This window comes from Azospirillum griseum, assembly GCF_003966125.1.
GTDB lineage: Bacteria > Pseudomonadota > Alphaproteobacteria > Azospirillales > Azospirillaceae > Azospirillum > Azospirillum griseum.
Map to the genome: position 1 here is coordinate 185,367 of NZ_RXMA01000004.1, position 21,491 is coordinate 206,857.

Genomic DNA, 21,491 nt, shown 5'->3' on the forward strand with positions numbered 1-21,491 from the left:
GGCCCGTCGGTCCGGCGGGTCGGTGGCGCGGAGGTGATGACTGGGCCGACATCATCCCCCGCGTGGAACAGAGAGTGCGCCTGTCTGTTTCGTCCGTCAAGTTCGCATGGCTGACAATCCGCATCCTTGATGGACTTGCGGTGGCCATCCGGTCTTTGCTGTTGGCGTTCGCACCACAGAAACGGACATCGGACCCGGTGACAGACCACATCCCCACCTCATCGCTTCCCCTCCATACCATCACCCCGCTGCGACGGATTCTGGTTGTCTTTCTGCCCTTTGCCCTGGGTTACTTCCTGTCTTTCCTCTACCGCACCGTCAACGCGGTGATCGCCGACGAGCTGACGACCGCACTGGGGGTGACGGCGGCGGGGTTGGGCTTCCTGACCAGCGCCTATTTCATCGCCTTTGGTCTGTTCCAACCCCCCTTGGGCCTTCTTCTCGACCGGTACGGACCACGGCGGGTGGAATCGGCGTTGCTGCTGGTGGCCGCCGCCGGAGCGGCGCTGTTCGCTCTGGGCGAAGATCTGCCGACCCTGGCCCTGGCGCGTGCCCTGATCGGGCTGGGCGTGTCGGCCTGCCTGATGGCGGCGCTGACCGCGACGGCGGCCTGGTGGCCGCGCGACCGGCTTCCGATGGTCAACGGCTTGTTCCTGGCCTGCGGCGGCCTGGGCGCGGTGTTCGCCACCACACCGGTGCGCGCGCTGCTGGGCGTCACCGATTGGCGCGGCCTGTTTTTGGGCCTTGCGGTGGCGACCGTGGTGGTGGCGGTTCTGCTGTTTCTGATCGTGCCTGAACGCCGCAACGCGGGCGGCGGACGCCTGACCGTTGGCGCGCTGCTGAGCGGAACGGTTGCGGTGTTCCGCAGCCGTCGCTTCTGGGTGCTCGCCCCGTGCTGCGCAGGGGTTCAAGGGGCCTTTCTGAGCTACATCAGCCTGTGGGCCGGGCCATGGTTGCGCGACGTTGACGGGTTGGATCGGTTGGCCGTGGCCAGCCATCTGCAACACGCGGCGGTGGCGATGGTGGCAGGCTTTGCCTTGTTCGGCATGATCGCCGACGTCGCCCGGCGCGTCGGCCTGACTCCGCCCGCCGTGCAGACCATCGGCGTGTCCATCGCCCTGGTGACACAAACGGCGATGGCGCTGGATGTGGGGGTGCCGCCGTGGCTGGGTTGGCCAGCCTACGCCTTTTTTGCCAGCGCGTCGGTGATGGGCTATTCGCTGCTGACCCAACGCTTTCCGCCGGAATTGGCGGGACGGGTCAACACGGCGGTCAATCTGCTGATGTTCGTCGTCGCCTTCACCCTGCAACCGGCCATGGGCTGGGCGCTGGGTCCTTTTGCCACCGGCAATGGCGGCTACGGGGCCGACGGCCATCGGCTGGTGATGCTGGCGGTGGTGGTGTTCCAGGTGGTGTGCGTCTTTGCGCCGCTGGCGCTGAGGCGGAACGCCGATCCGGAAACCGCCTGATCCATCCTCAACGCATGGCTTTGCGACGGTCCATGCGGTTTGGCATCTTGTGCAACGGGTGGGAAAGGCACATATCTGTCAATCATGCAGATCAACGCTCAAAACCCGTCGTTTCCGGCGATCAAACCGCAAGTGCCGCTGACATCGGCCACGCAGTTGGCGTTGTCACCGGCGGTTCAAGCGGCGCAGCAGACCACGCCGGTTGTCCGCACCCAAACGGTGGCGGCCCCACAGGCCACCGGCAAATCCGAACAACCCCGGGACACCCAGAACAGCACCAAAAACGGCCAGTCGATCGATACGAACGCGGCGGCTCTGGCGGCACAGGTGAACGGACAAGGCTACCGCAGTGCCCCGCGCGGTTCCTTGCTGAACGTCACGGTGTAAGCCGTCGGTTGCAGACAAACCGGCTTTTTGCTTTAAGAAAATCCATAAAAAACCCCGCTCCTGTGGAGCGGGGTTTTTTGTTGGTATGGATCGGCGGCGCGATTACTTCAGCTCGTCCATGCCGTTGATGATGTGGCTGACGATGCCGTATTCCTTGGCCTCGTCCGACAGCATCCAGTAATTGCGGTCCGTGTCCTTGGCAACCTTGTCATAGGACTGGCCGGTTTCACGCGCGATGATGCGGTTCAGCCGCTCGCGCATGCGGATGATTTCCTTGGCCTCGATGGCGATGTCGGTGGCGCGGCCACCGGTTCCGCCCAAGGGCTGGTGGATCAGGAAACGGGTGTTCGGCAGGCAGAAACGGTTGTCCTTCTCCGCCGCCAGGAAAATATGGCAACCCGCGCTGGCGACCCAGCCGGTGCCGAGCATTTTGACGCGCGGCTTCACGAAACGGATCATGTCGTGGATGGTGTCGCCCGCCTCGACATGGCCGCCGGGGGAGTTCACCACAACGGTGATGTCGTCGTCGCTTTCATGCGCCAGCGCCAGAAGCTGCGCGGTCACGCCCTGGGCCAGCTTCATGTCGATCTGGCCGAAAATCAGCACGGTGCGCGCCTTGAACAGCGATTGCTGAATGGCGGCGAACGGCGGCGGGGCGGTGTCCTTGGACTTCTCGTCCGGCTCGTTCTCGGGTTCGTCGTCGAACCGGGTGTATCCGACCTGCGCCATTGATGTACTTCTCCCTGGTGTCGCACTCCCAAGCTTACCGAGAAGCCGGGATTTCGGAAACCTGACTGTTCTGACCATGGTGCCGCATGGCGCCTCGCATGGTTCACCACATAGCCCGTATCGGGTTCCGGTTCAACGCCCGGTGACGGCAAAATCGACAGGCGCGTTGACGCCAGCCGCCGCCAGTCCCCACAGTGGGGTCGAGGACACAGTCGAAAGCAGCAGGGGCATGACGCGCATGAACGGATCACCTGCGGACTCGGTCGGCGCGATGGGGGTGTCGGTCATCATCGCCGCCCACCGGGCGCACGACACCATCGCCCGCGCGGTGAACAGCCTGCTGGCGCAAAGCTGGCCCCACTGGCAGGCGGTGATCGTCAGCGACGACGGAACCGATTACCGGCCAACCCTGACGGCGGCGGGCATCGACGACCCCCGCCTGACCTTCACCGGAACCGGGCGGATCGGGGCCGGGGCACCGGCGGCGCGCAACGCCGGGTTGGCGGCGGCCACCCTGCCCCTGATCGCGCCGCTCGACGCCGACGACCGCTTTCAGCCCGCGCGGCTGGCCACGCTCGCCCCGCTGGCCTGGGCGCGCGGGGCCGCGTTCGACAACGTCGCCGTGGTCCGCGACGAGGATGATTCGCCCCTGTCGATCCTGTTTCCCGAGACGGACGGCGTGGTGGAGTTCGACGCCGCCGCCTTCCTTGCCACCTCGGTCCCGATGTTTCCGCTGGTGCGCCGCGCGCTGTGCCCGGGGTGGGAGGAGGATGTCAATTTTTGCGACGATGTGGTGTTCAACGTCCAAACGCTGGACCGCAGCGGTCCGGTCCCCTTGGTGCGCACCCCGCTCTATGAATACCGCCAACGCGCCGGGTCCATCACCTTTTCCGCCGACAGCGGCGCGCGGGCCGATGGGTGTTACCGCCATGTGCTGGACCGGCTGGCGGGCGACGGTCTGCGCATCGCCGACCCGGATCTGCGCGCCCGATTCGCGGCGGCGGTGGAGGCCAAACGCGCCCGCAACGCCGCCTACACCGCCGCGTTCCAGGCCGGGCGCTGCGCCAATTTCCAGGAATTCCTGACCCTGAACGAGTCGTGAACGGCAAGCCCCATGGCGACAACCCCGCCCTGATGCGGTTGCGGTTGGAACCATCTCGACATCGGAACTGAACTGAACGATATAGTTTAGTTTGCCGGGGTGCCGCCTGATTGCGCGCCGGTTGAAACGAAACGTCGTTCGGATCCCGTCCATGCGTCATTCGCTCCGCATCCTCGCCCTTCTCGTTCTCGCCGCGTTGGGCGGTGGCGCTTACTGGCATTTCGTCAAGCAGGGCGGAACCGTGCCCGAACTGGTGGCGCTGCTGAAAAGCCATGGCGTGCCGATTCCGGGAGAGATCGGCGCGGCCAAGCCCGCCGCCCCGGCCGGGCCGCCCCCCGGCGGTGCCCCGCCGATGCCGGTGGAGGCCACGCCGGTCCGCATCGGCGCGGTTGCCCGCTCGGTCACGGCGGTCGGCTCGCTGCTGTCCAACGAATCGGTGGTCGTCCGGCCCGAAATCGCCGGTCGCGTCGCTGAGATCACCTTCCAGGAGGGCCAGCGCGTCACCAAGGGCGCGATCCTGGTCCGGCTCGACGACTCCATCGCGCGGGCCACGCTCGCCCAGGCCCAGGCCAGCATCGCCTTTTCCCGCGCGGAACTGTCGCGCGCCGATCAGTTGGTGCGCCAGAACACCGGCCCGATCCGCACCCGCGAGCAGGCGGCGGCCAAGCTGCTGGCGGACGAGGCGGCGGTGCAGCTCGCCAAGGCCCAGTTGGACAAGCTGGTGCTGACCGCCCCGTTCGACGGCGTGCTGGGGCTGCGCAAGGTGTCGATCGGCGATTTCGTCCAGTCCGGCAAGGACATCGTCAATCTGGAAGCCATCGACACGCTGAAACTGGATTTCCGCGTCCCGGAAATGTTCCTGCCCACCGTGAAGATCGGCCAGACGGTGAAGGTCTCGGTCGACGCCTTTGCCGGGCGCAGCTTTGACGGCGAGGTCTACGCCATCGATCCGCTGGTCGATGTGAACGGCCGCGCCGTGGTCATCCGCGCCCGCATCGCCAACCCCGACGGCGCGCTGCGCCCCGGCCTGTTCGCCCGTGTCGCCCTGACGCTGACCGTCGTGCCCGACGCCGTGCTGATCCCCGAACAGGCCATCGTCGCCTTCGGCAAGGAGCAGTTCGTGTTCAAGGTGGTGGACGGCAAGGCGACGCAAACCAAGGTCACGCTGGGCGAACGCCGCAACGCCGAGGTGGAGATCGCCCAGGGCCTGAAGGCCGGGGATGTCGTCGTCACGGCAGGCCAACTGAAGATTCGCGACGGCGCGCCGGTGGCGGTCGTCAACGCCAAACCGTCGGGGAGCTGACGCCATGGTTCTGTCCGACATTTCGGTCCGCCGCCCGGTTTTGGCCACGGTGATGAGTCTGGCGCTGATGCTGATCGGCATCGTGTCCTACCAACGCCTGTCGGTGCGCGAATACCCCAAGATCGACGAGCCGGTCGTCACCGTCGAGACGACCTACAAGGGTGCCTCGGCCCAGATCATCGAAAGCCAGGTCACGCAAACGCTGGAAGACAGTTTGGCGGGGATCGAGGGCATCGACGTCATGTCCTCCATCAGCCGGGCGGAGAAATCGCAGATCACCCTGCGGTTCCGGCTGGACCGCAACGTGGACGTCGCCGCCAGCGACGTGCGCGACCGGGTGGGCCGCGTGCGCGCCGCCCTGCCGTCGGAAATCGACGAACCGGTGATCGCCAAGGTCGAGGCCGACGCCCAACCCATCCTCTACCTCGCCTTTTCGTCCGACCGGCACACGCCGTTGGACGTCACCGACTTCGCCGACCGTTACGTCAAGGACCGCTTGCAGAACCTGCCGGGCGTGGCCCAGGTCCGCATCTTTGGCGAACGGCGCTTCGCCATGCGGCTGTGGCTCGACCCGCAGCGGATGGCGGCCTATCGGGTGACCCCGCAGGATGTGGAAAACGCGCTGCGCAAGCAGAACGTCGAAATCCCGGCGGGGCGCGTCGAAAGCGTGGCGCGCGAGTTCACCGTGGTGTCGGAAACCGACCTGCGCACGCCCGAGGAGTTCGAACGCATCATCCTGCGCGACGACAGCGGTTATCTGGTGCGTCTGCGCGACGTCGGCCGGGCGGAAATCGGCCCGCTCGACGAACGGGTCAGCGCCCGCTTCAACGGGCGCGGGGCCGTCGCCATCGGTGTCGTCAAGCAATCCACCGCCAACCCGCTGGACGTGTCGAAGGCGGTCAACAGTGCCCTGGGAGCCATCCGCGCCGCCCTGCCCGACGGCATGGGGGTGGAGGTGGCCTATGACAGCTCCGTCTTCATCTCCAAATCCATCGACGCGGTGTTCAGCACGATCTTTGAAGCCATCGCGCTGGTCGTGCTGGTGATTTTCTTCTTCCTGCGCTCCCTGCGGGCCACGCTGGTCCCGCTGGTGACGATCCCGGTGTCGCTGATCGGCGGCTTCGCCCTGATGTACGCCTTCGGCTTTTCGATCAACACCCTGACCCTGCTGTCGATGGTGCTGGCGATCGGCCTGGTGGTCGATGACGCCATCGTCATGCTGGAAAACATCTTCCGTTACGTGGAAGAGGGCATGCACCCCTTCCAGGCGGCGTTGAAGGGGTCGAAGGAAATCGGCTTCGCCGTCATCGCCATGACCATCACGCTGGCGGCGGTGTACGCCCCCATCGGCTTCATGACCGGGCGCACCGGGCGGCTCTTCACCGAATTTGCCCTGACGCTGGCCGGGGCGGTGATCGTGTCGGGCTTTGTCGCGCTGACGCTGTCGCCGATGATGTGCTCCAAGCTGTTGAAGCACGAGACCAAGCATAATTTTCTGTATCGGTTGATCGAAGGTTTCCTGGTCGGCATGACCAACGCCTATCGGGGCCTGCTGCGCCTGTCGCTGCGGGCGCGGCCGCTGGTGCTGCTGATCGGGGCGGGGGTGGCGGCGGCCAGCTACACCCTGTTCACCGGCCTGAAATCGGAACTGTCGCCGGTGGAGGATCGCGGGACCATCGTCGGCATCGCCATCGCGCCGGAAGGCTCGACGCTGGATTACACCATGAGCTACGCCCAGCGGATGGAGGGGCTGTTCCGCGCCATCCCGGTGGTGGAGAAGTTTTTCGTCGTCGTCGGCTTTCCGGTGGTCAACCAGGGCATCGCCTTCGTCCGCCTGATCGATTGGGATCAGCGCGAGGTGAAGCAGCAGGCGATCACCGCCCAGCTTTTTCCCAAGATGTTCGGGATTCCCGGCATCCTCGGCTTCGTCACCAACCCGCCGTCACTGGGGCAAAGCCCGATCGACAAACCGGTCAACTTCGTCATCCAAACCTCTCTGCCTTTTGACGAGTTGCAGAAGATGGTCAACGCGATGATGGCGGAGGCGCGGAACTTCCCCGGCCTGACCAACCTCGACACCGACCTGAAGCTGAACAAGCCGGAGCTGCGCATCTCGCTGGACCGCGACAAGGCCGCCGACCTTGGCGTGGATGTGGACACGGTCGGGCGGACGCTGGAAACCCTGCTGGGCGGGCGTCAGGTCACGCGCTTCAAGAAGGACGGCAAGCAGTATGACGTGATCGTCCAGGTCGCCAATGTGGACCGCCGCAACCCGGACGACATCGCCTCGATCTATGTGCGCGGCGGGACCACGACGGCGGGCGGGGCCGCGCCGATGATTTCGCTGGCCAATCTGGTGCATGTGGACGAACGGGTGGCCCCGAAGGAGCTGAACCACTTCAACAAGCTGCGGTCGGCCAGCATCACCGCCACGCTTGCCCCCGGCACCTCGCTGGGTGAAGCGCTGGCGGTGATGCAGGCGGCGGCGCAAAAGGTTCTGCCGCCGACCGCGCAGACCGACTATGCCGGGCAAAGCCGCGAGTTCCGGGAATCGGCGACCGGCCTCTATTTCGTCTTCATCCTGGCCTTGGCCTTCATCTATCTGGTGCTGGCCGCCCAGTTCGAAAGCTTCATCGACCCGTTCGTCATCATGCTGACGGTCCCGCTGTCGATGACCGGCGCGCTCGCCGCCCTGCAGATGAGCGGCGGGACGATGAACGTCTACAGCCAGATCGGCTTGGTGACGCTGGTCGGTCTCATCACCAAGCACGGCATCCTGATCGTGGAGTTCGCCAACCAGCTCCAGCGCAGCGGCGTGGACATCCGCAAGGCGGTGGAGGAAGCCGCCGTGCTGCGCCTGCGCCCGATCCTGATGACCACCGGGGCCATGGTGCTGGGCGCGGTCCCGCTCGCCAACGCCCACGGGGCCGGTGCGGAAAGCCGTCAGGCCATTGGTGCGGTGATCGTCGGCGGCATGACGTTGGGCACGCTGCTGACCCTGTTCGTGGTCCCCACCGTCTACAGCTACATCGCCAAGAAGAAGCCCTTCCCAGCCGACGAGGCGATGGACGACCACACCCCGCCCGCGCCCAGCCACGCCGCCACCCACCCGGCGGAGTGAGCGACAAGCAGGCTGTTCGGGCTGCCATCGGGCGGGAGCGCACCAGCGCCCCGCCCCTTTCTTTTTTGCCGCGCTCTCAGGCCGCCACGGCGCCGCCGCGCGCCGGTTGGTGTTGACGGGGAACATTGCCTGCGCATGCTGAACCCTGTCTTGTCAGGAGTGTCCGCCGATGCGCCGTCTTCTCACCGCTTTGTCGCTGTGCCTGCTCGCCGCCGCCCCGGCGTTGGCGGCCACCAGCCGCCCCGGCTGGGTCGAATCCGAGCTGTACGGCTTCAATCACCCGCTCGCCCAGGCGCAACCGGCCGAGGTGGCGACGAAGATGGACAAGATGGCGGTGTCGCCCTTTGCCTTTTACCGGGGAACGGCGCATCTGTTTTACCGCGACATGGCCAACCTGCCGCCGTCGGCCTACCTCAACACCGCCACCGCGCGGGTGTGGATCGACGGCGACCTGCATCTGCAAAATTACGGCGGCGTCCGTGATTCGGCGGGCAACGACGTGTTCGACATCTCCGATTTCGATGAATCCTACATCGGGCCGTATGTCTGGGATGTCCGCCGCATGGCGGTCAGCCTGGTGCTGGCGGCGCGCGAGCTGGGTTTCTCCCAGACCGATCAAAACAGCCTGATCGACCAGTTCGTTGACAGCTATCTGAACAAGCTGGGCGACTTCAAGGGAACCGACGACGAAAAATCCTATCGGCTGAAGGCCGGGGACCTGTCGAACGTCGCCAAGGACGTCGTGCAGAAGGTGGGCAAGAAGAACCGGAGTGATTTCCTGGCCAAATACAGCGCCGTCAGCGGGGGTGTGCGTCGGTTCAACACCGATGCGTCGTTGGTGATGCCGCCGTCCGCCACCGCCATCGGCGCGGCGATGCCCGCCTACATCGCCTCCATCGCGTCCGGCAAACGGCAGCCCGCAGCCTTCTACACCGTCAAGGACGCCCGGCAACGGATGGGATCGGGCGTCGGCAGCCTGGGCCGCGCCCGTTATTGGGTGCTGATCGAAGGGGCGACCACCAGCGCCGACGATGACGTCATTCTGGAGATGAAGGAGATGGGAAGCAGTGCGGTGGCGCTGGCCAATCCCGGCGGCCTGCCCGCCACCGCCTATGGCAACCATGAGGGCGCGCGGGTGGCGATGAGCAACAAGGCTGGCCTGACCAACACCGATCCGTTGATCGGCTCCACGACGATCAATGGGAAGGATTTCTTCGTGAAAGAAAAGTCCCCGTTTCAACAAGACTTCGATTACACCGCCCTGAAAGGCAATCTGGGGAATTTCAAGGACACCGTCGCGGCGATGGGCAAAATCCTGGCCAAGACCCACGCTCTGGCCGATCAGGATTACGACTCCGCCCTCATCCCCTTCAGCCAGGACAAGCAGATCACCGACGTGGTCGTGTCGACCTCGGGCTTCAAGGCGGAAACGCGGGCGTTCGCCACCGACTACGCCGATCAGGTGCAGTTGGACCACGCCGCCCTGCTGGCCGCCCGCGCGGCGGGCCGTCCACTGTATTGAGGTCCGGTCCGCTGGCCCGATGCCGTGGCACCCGGTGATGATCCTTCATAAGCGGAGAAAACACGGATAGACTTTCGCCCATCGGCGTCGATGGGATGCGGCATGCAACGGATGGTTCCGGACGAACCGGTGGACATGGACGACGCAGCAGAGGTAGGGGTGGTGCGCCATTCCTGGCGCTACCCGGTCGACGCTGTGGAGTCAGGGCCGATGCTGCGCCGCGTGCACCCCGGTGACCGCGCGCGGTTTGTGTCGGACATCGCCCTCGCTTTGGCGGACGGACCCTGCGCGGTTTGCCACACCGACCACCGGGCGCTTGTACCGGATGGCCGCACCGTGTGGTGGCACAGCGTGACCCAGCTGCGCCCCGGCACCAACGGCGGCATCCGCTGCGAGACCCATTCCTTCGCCATCGCCGAGGGGCAACCCGCCCCGAAATCCTCCCCTCCTTCCCCCGGCCCGGACGATCGGACGCTGCTTCAAGCCCTGATCGATTCGATCCCCGATCTGATTTTCTTCAAGGACCCGAACAGCGTGTATCTGGGGTGCAACCGCGCCTTCGCCGACTTCCTAGGACGTGGGGTCAGCGAGATTGTCGGGCGCACGGATCTGGATTTGGTACCGGAAGATCGGGCGCGCTACTTCCAGGACCGCGACGCCGAGGTGCTGCGCCAGCAAACCCCGCACCGGATGGAGGAATGGGTGACGTTCCCCGATGGCCGGTCGGTGCTGCTGGAAACCATCAAGACCCCCTATTATGGGCCGGAAGGTGCCGTGCTGGGGCTGGTGGCGGTCGCCCGCAACATCACGGAAAAGGCGCGGGCCGAACAGGAGCGTCGGGAGAGTGACCGGCGGCTCGCCACCCTGATGGGCAATTTGCCGGGCATGGCCTATCGGGCGCGTCCCGGCACCGAACGGTCGCTGCTGTTCGCCAGCGAGGGGGGGCACCGCCTGACCGGATGGCCGCCAACGGATTTGGTCAGCAGGACCATGCCGTTCGAGACCTTGATTCACCCGACCGACCGCGATCATGTCCGCCAATCCATTGCCATCGCGCTCGACCAGGGCCGCCCCTTCACCCTCAGCTACCGCCTGATCGACCGCGCCGGTATCACGCGCCATGTCTGGGAACAGGGCGTCGGCGTGACCGATGGATTGGGGCGGGTCGTTGCGGTCGAGGGGTTCGTCACCGACATCAGCCCGCTGAAAACAGCGGAGGATTCGCTGCGCACCCTGTCGCTGGCGGTGGCGCAAAGCCCGGTGGGGGTGCTGATCGCCGACGCGTTCGGGCGCACCATCTACCTCAACCCACGTTTCCGCACGATGACCGGGCGCAGCATGGACACCGTGCCGGACATCGACGCCTTCATCGCCGGGGTGGCCGCCGCCGGTCCGATGGCGGTGGCCGATCATCACGCCGCGCTTTGGCGGGCGCTGGCGGCGAACCAAACCTGGCAGACCGAATTGCCGGGGTGCAAGCCGAACGGCGCGCCGTTCTGGGCGGCGATCCGCGTGGCCCCTTTGCTGGACGACGATGGCCGCCTGAGCAACCTGATCGCCACGGTGGACGACGTCACCGCCCGGCGGCAGGGGGAGGAGCAGCTGCGCCGCGCCCAGAAGATGCAGGCGGTGGGGGTGCTGGCCGGTGGCGTGGCTCACGACTTCAACAACATCCTGACCGCCATTCTCGGCTACAGCCACCTCGCCCTCGACGCCCTGCCCGATGACAGCGCCATCCGCGACGATCTGCATCAGGTGACGACCGCCGCCGAACGCGCCAGGGGGCTGGTGCAGCAGCTTCTGGCCTTTGCCCGCAAGGAAAAGCTGGAACGTGAGGCGGTCGATCTGCGCGACATCGTCCACGACGCGATCAAGCTGCTTGGCCCCACCCTGTTTTCCGGCGTGGAGTGGAGCCTGCAATGCGGGGGCGACCCTGTGCCGGTGCTGGTCGCCCCGGCGCAGATCCATCAGGTGATCGTCAATCTGTGCAAGAACGCCGCCGACGCCATTCTGGATGCCACGCCACTGGGGCAGACCAGGACATCGGGGGGTGTGACGGTGACGGTCAACGGTCTGACGGTGGGCGCGCCGCGCGATCTGGCGCGCTCCGACCCCGCGCGTGACGACGTGAATCGGGCGCGGCTCGACACCGGACGCTATGCCTGTGTCACCGTCACGGACACCGGTTGCGGGATGGACGCGGCGGTGCAGGACCGGATGTTCGAGCCGTTCTTTACCACCAAGCCGGTGGACAAGGGCACCGGGCTGGGGCTGGCGGTGGTTCACGGCATCGTCAGTGACCATGGCGGCGTGATCGACGTGACCAGCGCTCCCGGCCACGGCACCGCCATCACCGTGTTTCTGCCCCTCAACGACAGCGGTCTGCCGCGCCGCCGGTCCGACGACGCGCGCCGGGTGTTGCTGTTGAGCGGGGAAGCGGCCATGGTCGGCATGGCCGGGCGGTTGTTGCGCTCCCAGGGATTCCGCGCGGTGGGAACCACCGACAGCCGCCGAGGGTTGGCGCTGTTCAGCGTCGCGCCCGATCGGTTCCATCTGATCGTGCTGGTTCAGAACCCGGCGGAACCCGTGTGGCGGCTGTTGACCTTGGCGCGCGCCTTCGCCGCTGCGAACCCGGATGTGCCGATCCTGCTGTGCGCGGCACAGATGAACGACGGCGAGACCGCCGCCTTCCAGGCCGCCGGTGTGACCTGCACGATGCCCACCCCGCTGGCCCCCGATTCCTTCATCACCCAGGTGCGCGCCCTGTCTCGGGCCGGTTCGCAGGCTGGTTCGCTCCCCGCCATTCAACACAACGACATGTGAGAGGAAACAAAGCCATGGCCAGCGTGCTCATCATCGACGACGACGACATGGTTCGCACCATGCTGCTGCGCACGGTGACGCGCGGTGGTCACGAGGCGTTTGGCGCGCGCGACGGGGTGGAGGGGATGACGCGCTTCCGCGACCATCCGGCCGATCTGGTCATCACCGACATCTTCATGCCCAACCAGGAGGGGCTGGCCACCATCATGGAGTTGCGGCGGGTCAAACCCGACCTGAAGATCATCGCCATTTCCGGCGGTGGTGCCCGTGCCTCGCTCGACGTCCTGCCCGTGGCCGAGGCGCTGGGCGCGCAGCGGACGCTGCGCAAACCCTTCACCCCCACCGAAGTGATCGAGGCGATCAACGACGTGCTCGGGTTGTGACCATGCGCGCACCAGAACGAAAAAGGCACCGCGCCAAATTGGTGCGGTGCCTTTTTTTCCTGGCGCATCATGCCCGGTGCTTGCTCAGAATAATCCCGGTCGGACGGAAAAGGAGCGGTCAGGCCGCCATCCGCTCATCCCGAAGGCGGCGATTCCGGGACACCCGTTCAAACAACTGACGCACATTGTCCTGGCTGACGCCATCGCGGGCCATGACGGCAAGGATGATCGGGTCTTCAAGGAGTTCCGAAAGGGTTGGCGTCGTGCTGCGGTCCATGGATCCCTCCTTTCAAACGGATCAATCATTGCGGATGGTGTGTACCTGCGCGCTGTTGGGGTTGGAATAGACGGGTTGTTAACCCATGGCTTCGGATTGTACGTGAAAAACACAAATCCGCAAGCGGATACGATTGCCCGAACGGCGGTTTTGCCCGAATTTTGGTCAGGGTAAACCCTATGACGTCCCGCCAGGACGCTTTGCCAAGCGTTGCGCCCGACGGTCCTACCGGTTGTCGTCCTGATCGCGGGTGACGCTGGCCCCGATCCCAGCCCCGTCGCATTGGGCGGACGGCAATTCGACCTCCACGCTCGCGCGCTGCACCTTGGTGTGAGCCAGACAAAGGGCGGCGGCGCGTTCGGCCAGATAATCGGGGCCGGAAATGCCGTCTTCCGCGCACAGGCTCCGCAACGCCTCGACAATGTCCTCGTAGGACATCACCGCCGCGATGTCGTCGGGAAAACCACGCCCCGGATGGGCTACGGTCAGGGTCAGGTCAAACCTTGCGGTTGCGGCCCCTGACCGTCCGGCCAAGCGGACCGGGGCGGTGAACCCACGCACGAGGATCGTGTAGGTGAGCGTCGGGCCGCCCGGTTGATGAGTGGCGCGACGGTCCGCGCTGCTGTCTGACAAACCGCATCTCCTGGCCCTTCCGCTTGGAACGGCCTGTCACAAAAGAAACAGGGCGACGAACCGCCCCCGGATGAGGGGCACTATAGGCGCAAAACGCCCTGCCCCGCCACCCGGCAGCGTTCCGGTTTGGCCTGGGTTGTCACCAATCCAGCAACGTTTCGGCCACGCGCACCACCGTGTCGCGGCCCGGAACCTCCGCCGCCAGCGCGCCAACGCTGCGCCCCAGCACGGGATGCAGGGTGTCGGCGGCGATGTCGGCCAGCGGGCACAGCACAAACGCGCGCTCCACCATGCGCGGGTGGGGAATGCCAAGGACCGGATCGGTCAGGATCACGCCCTCATACAGCAGAATATCGAGATCGATGGGACGCGGGCCAAAGCGCAAACCCGCCAGATCGCGGCCAAGGCTGGATTCAATGTCCTTGAGAAAGGCCAGCAAATCCATCGGAGAGAGGGTGGTCAGGCCGCTGACCGCCATGTTGAGGAAGGCGGGCTGGTCGGTCACATACATCGGCGCGGTTTCATACACCGCCGACTGCCGGTCCACCGCGACCCCGTCCGCCAAGCGCGCCAGGGCGGCGGTCAGGTTGGCCTTGCGATCACCGATGTTGCCACCCAGCGCCAGATGCACACGAACCGGCGGGATGGCGGAAGACGGGAGACTGGAGGACGAACGAGTGGGCGGCGCGGTCATGTCGGGCGTTTCCCAGCGGTGCAAACGGATCAAGGCCCCGGTCATAGCAAAAGACCCGTCGAATGGCACGCCGCCCGTTGGGACGCTCTCAGCCGTCGGTGGAAATAACCCCAAAGACACCGTATCCTGCGCATCGTCGTGTCTTTGGGATGTCCGTCCGCCGTGCCCACGCTTCCAACCCTGCCAACGATCGAGGATGGCACCTCCCTGCCGTCCGCCGAGATGCTTGCCGCCGTGGTGGAGGCCACCGGAGTCGGGATCGTGATCGCCGATCCGACTCTGCCCGACACGCCGCTGATCTATTGCAACCGCGCTTTTCTGGAGATGACCGGCTACACCGCCAACGAGGTGATGGGCCGTAATTGCCGATTCCTGCAAGGACCCGACACCGACCCGGCGACCGTGGCCGAAATCCGCGCCGCCCTGGCGGAGATTCGCCCGACGGCGGTGGAGGTTCTCAATTACCGCAAGGACAAAACCGCTTTTTGGAGCGCGCTGTCGCTTCGCCCGATCTACGCCCCCGACGGGCGGCTGCGCTGGTTCGCCGGGTCCTGCACCGACATCACCCGCAGCCACCGGTCGGAGCTTGAGCTGCGCAACGCCCAGAACCAGTTGACCAAGCTCGCCGCCGAAACCTTCGCGCTGGCCGAGGATCTCGACCGCGCGCGGGAGGAGGCGGAGGACGCCCGCATCGCCGCCGAAAACGCCAGCCGGGCCAAGTCGCGCTTTCTGGCGATGATGAGCCACGAGCTGCGCACGCCGATGACCGCCGTCATCGGCATGGGCGACCTGCTGATGAGCACGCCGCTCAGCGACCAGCAGCGCGGTTTCGTCAAAACCCTGCGGTCGTCGGCGGAAACGCTGTTGAGCATCCTGAACGACGTCCTTGATTTTTCAAAGATCGAGGCCGGACAACTGGCGCTGGAGGAGATCGATTTCTCCCTGCACCGGCTGGTCGATGACGTGGTTCAATTGTTTTTGGTGCGTGCCGCCGCCAAGGGTCTGAGCCTGTCGGCCTCGATTGCGGAGGACACGCCCCGCCATGTGCGCGGCGACCCCACCCGGATGCGGCAAATCCTGTTCAACCTCGTGTCCAACGCCATCAAATTTACCGAGCGCGGTGGGGTTGAGATCGCGGTCTGGTCGCCCGACGCCCCGATTCCCGATCCGGTGTGCGGCACGCCCGCCCCGCCCTTCACCCTGCGGTTCGAGGTGGACGACACCGGCATCGGCATGACCCAGACGCAACAGGACCGCCTGTTCGGGGCCTTTGTCCAGGCCGACGCCTCCACCAGCCGGAAATATGGCGGCACCGGCTTGGGGCTGGCGATCTGCAAACGGCTGGTGGAGGCGATGGGCGGCGATATTGCGGTGTCGAGCGCGCCGGGGCGCGGAACCACCTTCCGCTTTTCGGTGCAGGCCCGTCCGGCCCTGGCCCCACCCCCGCCGGAACTGGCGACCAAATCGCAGCCTCAGGCATCCATGGGCGATGGGACGGTTGTCCCCTCGGTCTCCCTGCGCCTGCTGTTGGCGGAGGACAACGACATCAACCGGACGCTCATCACCGCCATGCTGGCGCGGCTGGGCCATCAGGTCGATGCTGTGGTCAACGGACAAGCGGCGGTCGAGGCGGCCAAGGCCAACCCGTATGATGTGATCCTGATGGACATGGAAATGCCGGTGATGGACGGGCGCACCGCCGCAAGGACCATCCGCCGCATGGATGGCCCGGTGGCGCGGATCCCCATCGTCGGCCTGTCCGCCGACGCGCTGCCCGAACACCGCGACGGGCACATGTCCGCCGGTCTGGACGCCTATCTGACCAAGCCGATCGACTGGGACCATCTGAACGCGGTCATCACCGATCTGGCCTGTCATCCCCAGGATGGGCGGGTGGTCCCGGTTCCCAGCCGCCCGCCGCCGGAAACCGCCACCCTGGCCCGGTTGCCGCTGGTGGACCGGGTCAAGCAGGCGGAACTGCGCCTTGCGCTGGGCAGCCAAAGCCTGGACGGCATGCTGGCGCTGCTGCCCGACACCGCCCTGCGCGAGCTGTCGGCGATCCGCTCGGCCCATCAGGGCAACCGCCCGCGCGATCTGAAGCAGGCCGCCCACACGCTGGCCGGTCTGGCGGCCAATTTCGGGACACCGCGTTTGGCCACCATCGCCAAGCTGATGAACGACCAGCACGCCGACCCGGAGCGGGTGGCCGCCCTGCTGCCGCTGCTGGAGGCCACCATCGAGGCGACCAACCGCCATCTGCTCGATCCCGAGGGGAGCGCCGATTGAGCGGGATGCGGGTTACTCCCCCTGCTGCATGAGGATCGCGTCGGACGCCCGGCCGCGATAATGGATGTTGCCCTCGGCGTCCAGGAACGCCCAGTCGCCGGTCAGGTAATAGCGGCGGCCATGGCGGAAGCGCCGGGCGGTGCGGTCGGGGTCGTTGGCGTAGGATTCGAACCAGAAGAGCGGTGATTTCTCCACGTCGATGGCGATTTCCCCAGCCCCACCGACCGGGGCCTCCCGCCCGTCGGGATCGAGCACCACCACGCGGAAGCCCGGCATCGGGCGGCCGAGCGAGCCGTCGCCGGTCTGGTTGACCCCATCGGGGTCGTAGCGGTTGACGATGAAGATGCCGGTTTCGCGCTGGCCATACTGGTCGAGCAGTGGGACCCGCACCGTGCGGTTGGCCCAGGCGATCAGGTCGGGCGGCAGCGGTTCGCCCACCACCGACAGGATGCGCAGGGCGAATTGATGGCTGCCCGCCGGATCGGCCCCGTGCCACGCCCGGATCTGCGACGGCGCGGCGGTGAGGTTGGTGACGCCGAATTTGGTCAGCATGCGGTAGCCCTGGCGCACGTCGTAGGGGCCATCGCAGAATATCGTCGTCCGTCCCAGCAGCAGCGGCCCGACCAGCCCGTAATAGGCCCCATAGGCCCAACCGGGATCGGCCATGTTCCAATAAATGTCGTCGTCGCGCAGATCCAGGCCGATGCGCATGTATTGTTCGATCCCCGACAGCGCCTTGACCGGCAGCGACACGCCCAGCGGCGTCGGTTCGGATTCAGAGGTGTAGATCAGCGCCAGCGGGTCGCTTTCGTGGTAACAGGCCACGCTGTCCAGCGGGGCGGCCTCGTGCAGGGCCGACCAGAACAACGTCGCGTCGGGGCCGATGGCCTCGTCCCCCTCCACCATCACCACCGGGCGGGCGTTGTCGCGCGGCAGCTTGCGGCGCAGAAAGCCGTTGGTGACGATGGCCCGCGCCTCGCTCTCGGCCAGACGATAGGCCACCGCCGACGCGGTGTAGGTGGTGAAGAGCGGCATGTAGACCCCACCCAAGCGCCAGATCGCCATCGCCGCGATCAGCAACTCCGGCCCCTTGGGCAGCAGCACCGCCACCCGGTCGCCCTTGGTCACGCCCAACCCGGCGAGCACGGAGGCAAAGCGCGCCGAATCGCTGGCCAGACGGGCGAAGCTGAGTTCGGTGGTCTGCCCGGCGACGCTTTCGTGCAGCAGCGCCGCCCGCGCCCCCCCGGCGTTGTGAACATGGCGGTCGCACAGCAGCGTCGCCAGCGCGATCGACTCCCCCCGGTATTCCGGTCGCAGGAAGGCCGACGGGCGCACCGCCGCCTCGGGCGGCTGCGGCAACGGCGGGGCGGGCGGCGGGCGATGGCGCGCGGCGGCCAACTGGCCCAGCGCGTCGAGATCGGGGCCGAGATGGTAACGGCGGCTGCGGTTGTCCTGCTCGATCAGCCCTTCGCGGCTCAGCGCCATCAGCAGGCGGTGGGCGGTGGCCTTGGACAGGCCGACCTCGCTCATCAGGTCGGCCAGCCGCGCGCCGTCCTCCCCCGCCGCCGCCACGGCGCGCAACAGGGCGATGGCGCGCTCCAGGCTCTGGGTCCCGCCGGACAGGGGGCTGGCGGACAGAGTGGTGGTGGGCGGGGTGTTGAGGGTGGGGTCGGTCTTGGTCGTCGTCATGGGTCCACATTATGGACTATGTGACGTCCTGTCGCGACCAAAAAACGCGCTGCGGCGGAATGTCAGTGTTGATAACAGAACCAAACCTCGTGTACAGTGCCTGTGTTGCACCAAACAAGGTCCACAATATGGACCAACCGGCCGACAAGAGCCGAACACCCGAGAAAAGCCGAACCAACAGCAACGGAGGAGGAAATGTCCGGCGCGTCCGTCGCATCGCACCGTGGCCCTGCCCAGTCGGCCCCCGCCCAACGATCTGAGTCCTCCCAGGCGGAGACCATTTTTGAGGCGCGTGGCGTCAATCTGCGCTTTGGCGGCGTGCAGGCACTGACCGATGTCAGCTTCGGCATCCGCAAAGGGGAGTTGTTTTCCATCATCGGCCCGAACGGGGCCGGCAAGACCTCGATGGTCAATTGCATTTCGGGCCGGTACAAGCCGACCGACGGCAAGGTTTTCTTCAAGGGCCGCGACGTGACGGCGATGACGCCGAATCACCGCGCCGCGCTCGGCATCGGCCGCACCTTTCAAAATCTGGCGCTGTTCGGGCATATGACCGTGCTCGACAACATCATGGTCGGCCGGCACCATCTTTTGAAAAACAACTTCCTGACCGGCTCGCTCTATTGGCTGACCGGTGCCCGCAAGGAAGAGCTGGCCCACCGCCGCGAGGTCGAGGAAATCATCGATTTCCTGGAAATCCAGCATGTCCGCAAGGCGACCGCCGGAACCCTGTCCTATGGCCTGCGCAAGCGGGTGGAACTGGCCCGCGCCATCGCCCTGAAACCCGACCTGATCCTGCTGGACGAGCCGATGGCCGGCATGAATCTGGAAGAGAAGGAGGACATGGCCCGCTACATCGTCGATCTGAACGAAGAGTTCGGCATGACGGTGGTGATGATCGAACACGACATGGGCGTGGTGATGGACATCTCCCACCGCGTGATGGTGCTCGAATTCGGCAAGAAGATCGCCGAGGGCATGCCCGAAGAGGTGCTGGCCAACCCGCGCGTGCGCCGCGCCTATCTGGGCGAGGATGACGAGGACGGCGAGGCCCCGAACGCCCACACCGCCCAGCAATCCCCCGAACAGAAGGAGGTTGCGTGATGGCCGGGTCCAACACCGCCGTCGGGTCCAGCATGAACCTGCCCGACCTGACCGTGAACGACACGCTGGTCAAGCTGGTCGCCCTGCACGCCCGCGAGCATGGCGACGAGATCGCGCTGCGCGAGAAGGATTTCGGCATCTGGAAAACCTTCACCTGGAGCGAGGTGAACCACCGCGTGCGCGCCTTCGCGCTGGGCCTGACCAAGCTGGGTGTGGTTCCGGGGGAGGTCGTGGCCCTGCTGGGCGACAACCGACCGGATTGGCTGATGGGCGAGGTCGCCACCCACGCGCTGCGCGGCCTGAGCCTGGGCATCTACCGCGACGCGCTGGACGAGGAGGTCGCCTACCTCATCACCTACGCCGACGTGAAGGTCGTCTTCGCCGAGGATGAGGAGCAGGTGGACAAGCTGCTGAACCTCGCCGAACGCCTGCCGACCTTGCAGCACATCATCTATTCCGACCCGCGCGGCATGCGCAAATACAGCGACCCGCGCCTGTTGCCCGCCGCCGATCTGGTGGCGATGGGCGAGGAGCTGCACCGCCAGCAGCCCAAACTGTACGACCAGATGGTCGCGGCGACCAAGGGAACCGACGTCGCCATCCTCTGCACCACCTCGGGAACCACGTCCAACCCGAAGATGGCGATGCTGCAAGCGGGCAGCCTGATCCGCCACGTCGCCAGCTATCTGTCGGTCGATCCCAAGGGGCCGGAGGACGAGTATGTCTCCGTCCTGCCGATGTCCTGGATCATGGAGCAGGTCTACGCCGTCGGCATGGGCATCGTGTCGCGGATGCGCGTGAATTTCGTCGAGGAAGCCGAGACGATGATGCACGACTTCCGCGAAATCGGGCCGAGCTTCGTGCTGTTCGCCCCGCGCCTGTGGGAGGCCATCGCCGCCGACGTGCGCGCCCGCATGATGGACAGCTCGCCGTTCAAACAGAAGATGTTCGAACTGGGCATGAAGCTGGGGTTGGAGGCGCTGGCGCAGGGCAAGCGGTCCGCCGTGGCCGACTGGATCCTGTTCCGCGCCCTGCGCGACCGGTTGGGCTTCACCAATCTGAAATCGGCGGCCACCGGCGGTGCGGCGCTGGGGCCGGACACCTTCAAATTCTTCCAGGCGCTGGGTGTGCCGCTGCGCCAGATCTATGGACAGACCGAAACGATGGGGGCCTACACCGTCCATCGCGCCGGGGATGTGGATTTCGACACCGTGGGCGTGCCGTTCGACGACGGCATCCAGGTCAAGGTCATCGACCCCGACCAGAACGGCGTCGGCGAGATCGTCACCAGCCATCCCAACATGTTCGCGGGCTATTACCGCAACGAAAAGGCGACGATGGGCGACGTGCGCGACGGCTGGATGCACACCGGTGACGCCGGGTTCTTCGACAAGAAGGGCCATCTGGTCATCATCGACCGCATCAAGGACATCGCCACCACCGCCAAGGGCGACCGTTTCAGCCCGCAATACATCGAAAACAAGCTGAAATTCAGCCCCTACGTCGCCGAAGCGGTGATTTTGGGCGACAAGCGCGAATACCTGTCGGCGATGATCTGCATCCGCTTCTCCATCCTGTCGAAATGGGCGGAAAAGAACCGGATCGCCTTCACCACCTACGCCGACCTGTCGTCGCGCCCGGAGGTCTACGAACTGCTCCGCACCGAGGTGGAGCGGGTCAACCAGACCCTGCCGGAACACCAGCGCATCGCCAAGTTCCTGTTGCTCTACAAGGAGCTGGACGCCGACGACGGCGAGCTGACCCGCACCCGCAAGGTGCGCCGCAGCGTCATCGCCGACAAATACGGCACGATCATCGAATCCATCTACGCCGGTCAGCCCAAGATCGACGTCGACACGATGATCACCTTCCAGGACGGCACCAAGCAACGCATCCGCACCACCCTGACCGTCATCGACCTTGTGCCGACGACGGCCACGCGTCAGCCGGTCGCGGCGTAAGGGGACAC

16 protein-coding genes are annotated in these 21,491 nt (G+C 66.0%); 11 read left to right on the forward strand and 5 right to left on the reverse strand.

The window, feature by feature from the left end:
• The first annotated feature begins 197 nt into the window (after nucleotides 1-197).
• Together EJ903_RS06670 and EJ903_RS06675 are read left to right on the forward strand one after the other, a co-directional pair.
• Nucleotides 198-1,469, forward strand: coding sequence for an MFS transporter (locus EJ903_RS06670; RefSeq protein ID WP_158627885.1), 1,272 nt, complete (start codon nucleotides 198-200; stop codon nucleotides 1,467-1,469).
• 84 nt (nucleotides 1,470-1,553) lie between these two features.
• The gene (locus EJ903_RS06675; RefSeq protein ID WP_126613338.1) at nucleotides 1,554-1,856 is read left to right on the forward strand and encodes a hypothetical protein; all 303 of its coding nucleotides are present in this window, start codon (nucleotides 1,554-1,556) and stop codon (nucleotides 1,854-1,856) included.
• 102 nt (nucleotides 1,857-1,958) lie between these two features.
• On the opposite strand, the gene EJ903_RS06680 is transcribed toward EJ903_RS06675, so the two are convergent.
• Nucleotides 1,959-2,585 carry an ATP-dependent Clp protease proteolytic subunit gene (locus tag EJ903_RS06680; RefSeq protein ID WP_126613340.1) on the reverse strand — a complete coding sequence of 209 codons (627 nt, stop codon included), beginning with the start codon at nucleotides 2,583-2,585 and terminating at the stop codon, nucleotides 1,959-1,961.
• Between the two features lie 238 nt (nucleotides 2,586-2,823).
• On the opposite strand from EJ903_RS06680, the gene EJ903_RS06685 reads away from it, so the two are divergent.
• The 6 genes from EJ903_RS06685 (at nucleotide 2,824) to EJ903_RS06710 (ending at nucleotide 12,839) form a co-directional block, all read left to right on the forward strand.
• On the forward strand, nucleotides 2,824-3,687 hold the full coding sequence (locus tag EJ903_RS06685) for a glycosyltransferase family 2 protein (RefSeq protein ID WP_126613342.1): 864 nt from the start codon (nucleotides 2,824-2,826) through the stop codon (nucleotides 3,685-3,687).
• A 151-nt stretch (nucleotides 3,688-3,838) separates the two neighbouring features.
• Complete coding sequence (locus EJ903_RS06690; RefSeq protein ID WP_126613344.1) at nucleotides 3,839-4,990, forward strand: efflux RND transporter periplasmic adaptor subunit; 1,152 nt, start codon at nucleotides 3,839-3,841, stop codon at nucleotides 4,988-4,990.
• A 4-nt stretch (nucleotides 4,991-4,994) separates the two neighbouring features.
• Nucleotides 4,995-8,111 (forward strand): efflux RND transporter permease subunit, encoded by a 3,117-nt coding sequence (locus EJ903_RS06695; RefSeq protein WP_126613346.1) that lies wholly within the window; start codon nucleotides 4,995-4,997, stop codon nucleotides 8,109-8,111.
• Between the two features lie 169 nt (nucleotides 8,112-8,280).
• A complete protein-coding gene (locus EJ903_RS06700; protein ID WP_126613348.1) occupies nucleotides 8,281-9,633 on the forward strand; it encodes a DUF2252 domain-containing protein in 1,353 nt (450 codons plus the stop codon).
• 102 nt (nucleotides 9,634-9,735) lie between these two features.
• The gene (locus EJ903_RS06705; protein ID WP_158627886.1) at nucleotides 9,736-12,456 is read left to right on the forward strand and encodes a PAS domain S-box protein; all 2,721 of its coding nucleotides are present in this window, start codon (nucleotides 9,736-9,738) and stop codon (nucleotides 12,454-12,456) included.
• A gap of 14 nt (nucleotides 12,457-12,470) precedes the next feature.
• Nucleotides 12,471-12,839, forward strand: a complete 369-nt coding sequence (locus EJ903_RS06710; RefSeq protein ID WP_126613352.1) for a response regulator — start codon at nucleotides 12,471-12,473, stop codon at nucleotides 12,837-12,839.
• A gap of 118 nt (nucleotides 12,840-12,957) precedes the next feature.
• Here the strand turns inward: EJ903_RS06710 and EJ903_RS27245 are convergent, their stop codons facing one another.
• The 3 genes from EJ903_RS27245 to folK form a co-directional block, all read right to left on the reverse strand.
• Nucleotides 12,958-13,116, reverse strand: coding sequence for a hypothetical protein (locus tag EJ903_RS27245; RefSeq protein ID WP_174237257.1), 159 nt, complete (start codon nucleotides 13,114-13,116; stop codon nucleotides 12,958-12,960).
• A gap of 225 nt (nucleotides 13,117-13,341) precedes the next feature.
• Nucleotides 13,342-13,749, reverse strand: coding sequence for a dihydroneopterin aldolase (locus tag EJ903_RS06715; RefSeq protein ID WP_126613353.1), 408 nt, complete (start codon nucleotides 13,747-13,749; stop codon nucleotides 13,342-13,344).
• Between the two features lie 139 nt (nucleotides 13,750-13,888).
• Nucleotides 13,889-14,488 carry a 2-amino-4-hydroxy-6-hydroxymethyldihydropteridine diphosphokinase gene (folK, locus tag EJ903_RS06720; RefSeq protein WP_246015265.1) on the reverse strand — a complete coding sequence of 200 codons (600 nt, stop codon included), beginning with the start codon at nucleotides 14,486-14,488 and terminating at the stop codon, nucleotides 13,889-13,891.
• 117 nt (nucleotides 14,489-14,605) lie between these two features.
• Here folK and EJ903_RS06725 point away from each other — a divergent pair, with 117 nt between their 5' ends.
• The gene (locus EJ903_RS06725) at nucleotides 14,606-16,729 is read left to right on the forward strand and encodes an ATP-binding protein (RefSeq protein ID WP_246015267.1); all 2,124 of its coding nucleotides are present in this window, start codon (nucleotides 14,606-14,608) and stop codon (nucleotides 16,727-16,729) included.
• Between the two features lie 12 nt (nucleotides 16,730-16,741).
• On the opposite strand, the gene EJ903_RS06730 is transcribed toward EJ903_RS06725, so the two are convergent.
• Nucleotides 16,742-18,418, reverse strand: coding sequence for an AMP-binding protein (locus EJ903_RS06730; protein ID WP_126613355.1), 1,677 nt, complete (start codon nucleotides 18,416-18,418; stop codon nucleotides 16,742-16,744).
• 195 nt (nucleotides 18,419-18,613) lie between these two features.
• Between EJ903_RS06730 and EJ903_RS06735 the strand changes: the two genes are divergently transcribed.
• Entirely contained in the window at nucleotides 18,614-19,522 is a 909-nt protein-coding gene (locus EJ903_RS06735; RefSeq protein ID WP_210211390.1) for an ABC transporter ATP-binding protein, read from the forward strand.
• On the forward strand, nucleotides 19,522-21,483 hold the full coding sequence (locus EJ903_RS06740; RefSeq protein WP_246015269.1) for a long-chain fatty acid--CoA ligase: 1,962 nt from the start codon (nucleotides 19,522-19,524) through the stop codon (nucleotides 21,481-21,483). The genes EJ903_RS06735 and EJ903_RS06740 overlap by 1 nt, the downstream gene beginning before the upstream one ends.
• The last annotated feature ends 8 nt before the right edge of the window (nucleotides 21,484-21,491 follow it).

Bases quoted from the DNA above. Each gene is read 5' to 3' on its own strand.
- EJ903_RS06700 (WP_126613348.1), top strand. From the start codon at position 8,281: ATGCGCCGTCTTCTCACCGCTTTGTCGCTGTGCCTGCTCGCCGCCGCC.
- EJ903_RS06685 (WP_126613342.1), top strand. From the start codon at position 2,824: ATGAACGGATCACCTGCGGACTCGGTCGGCGCGATGGGGGTGTCGGTC.
- EJ903_RS06740 (WP_246015269.1), top strand. From the start codon at position 19,522: ATGGCCGGGTCCAACACCGCCGTCGGGTCCAGCATGAACCTGCCCGAC.
- EJ903_RS06730 (WP_126613355.1), bottom strand. From the start codon at position 18,418: ATGACGACGACCAAGACCGACCCCACCCTCAACACCCCGCCCACCACC.
- EJ903_RS06710 (WP_126613352.1), top strand. From the start codon at position 12,471: ATGGCCAGCGTGCTCATCATCGACGACGACGACATGGTTCGCACCATG.
- EJ903_RS06675 (WP_126613338.1), top strand. From the start codon at position 1,554: ATGCAGATCAACGCTCAAAACCCGTCGTTTCCGGCGATCAAACCGCAA.
- EJ903_RS27245 (WP_174237257.1), bottom strand. From the start codon at position 13,116: ATGGACCGCAGCACGACGCCAACCCTTTCGGAACTCCTTGAAGACCCG.
- EJ903_RS06705 (WP_158627886.1), top strand. From the start codon at position 9,736: ATGCAACGGATGGTTCCGGACGAACCGGTGGACATGGACGACGCAGCA.
- EJ903_RS06680 (WP_126613340.1), bottom strand. From the start codon at position 2,585: ATGGCGCAGGTCGGATACACCCGGTTCGACGACGAACCCGAGAACGAG.
- EJ903_RS06735 (WP_210211390.1), top strand. From the start codon at position 18,614: ATGTCCGGCGCGTCCGTCGCATCGCACCGTGGCCCTGCCCAGTCGGCC.
- EJ903_RS06695 (WP_126613346.1), top strand. From the start codon at position 4,995: ATGGTTCTGTCCGACATTTCGGTCCGCCGCCCGGTTTTGGCCACGGTG.
- EJ903_RS06690 (WP_126613344.1), top strand. From the start codon at position 3,839: ATGCGTCATTCGCTCCGCATCCTCGCCCTTCTCGTTCTCGCCGCGTTG.
- folK (WP_246015265.1), bottom strand. From the start codon at position 14,488: ATGACCGGGGCCTTGATCCGTTTGCACCGCTGGGAAACGCCCGACATG.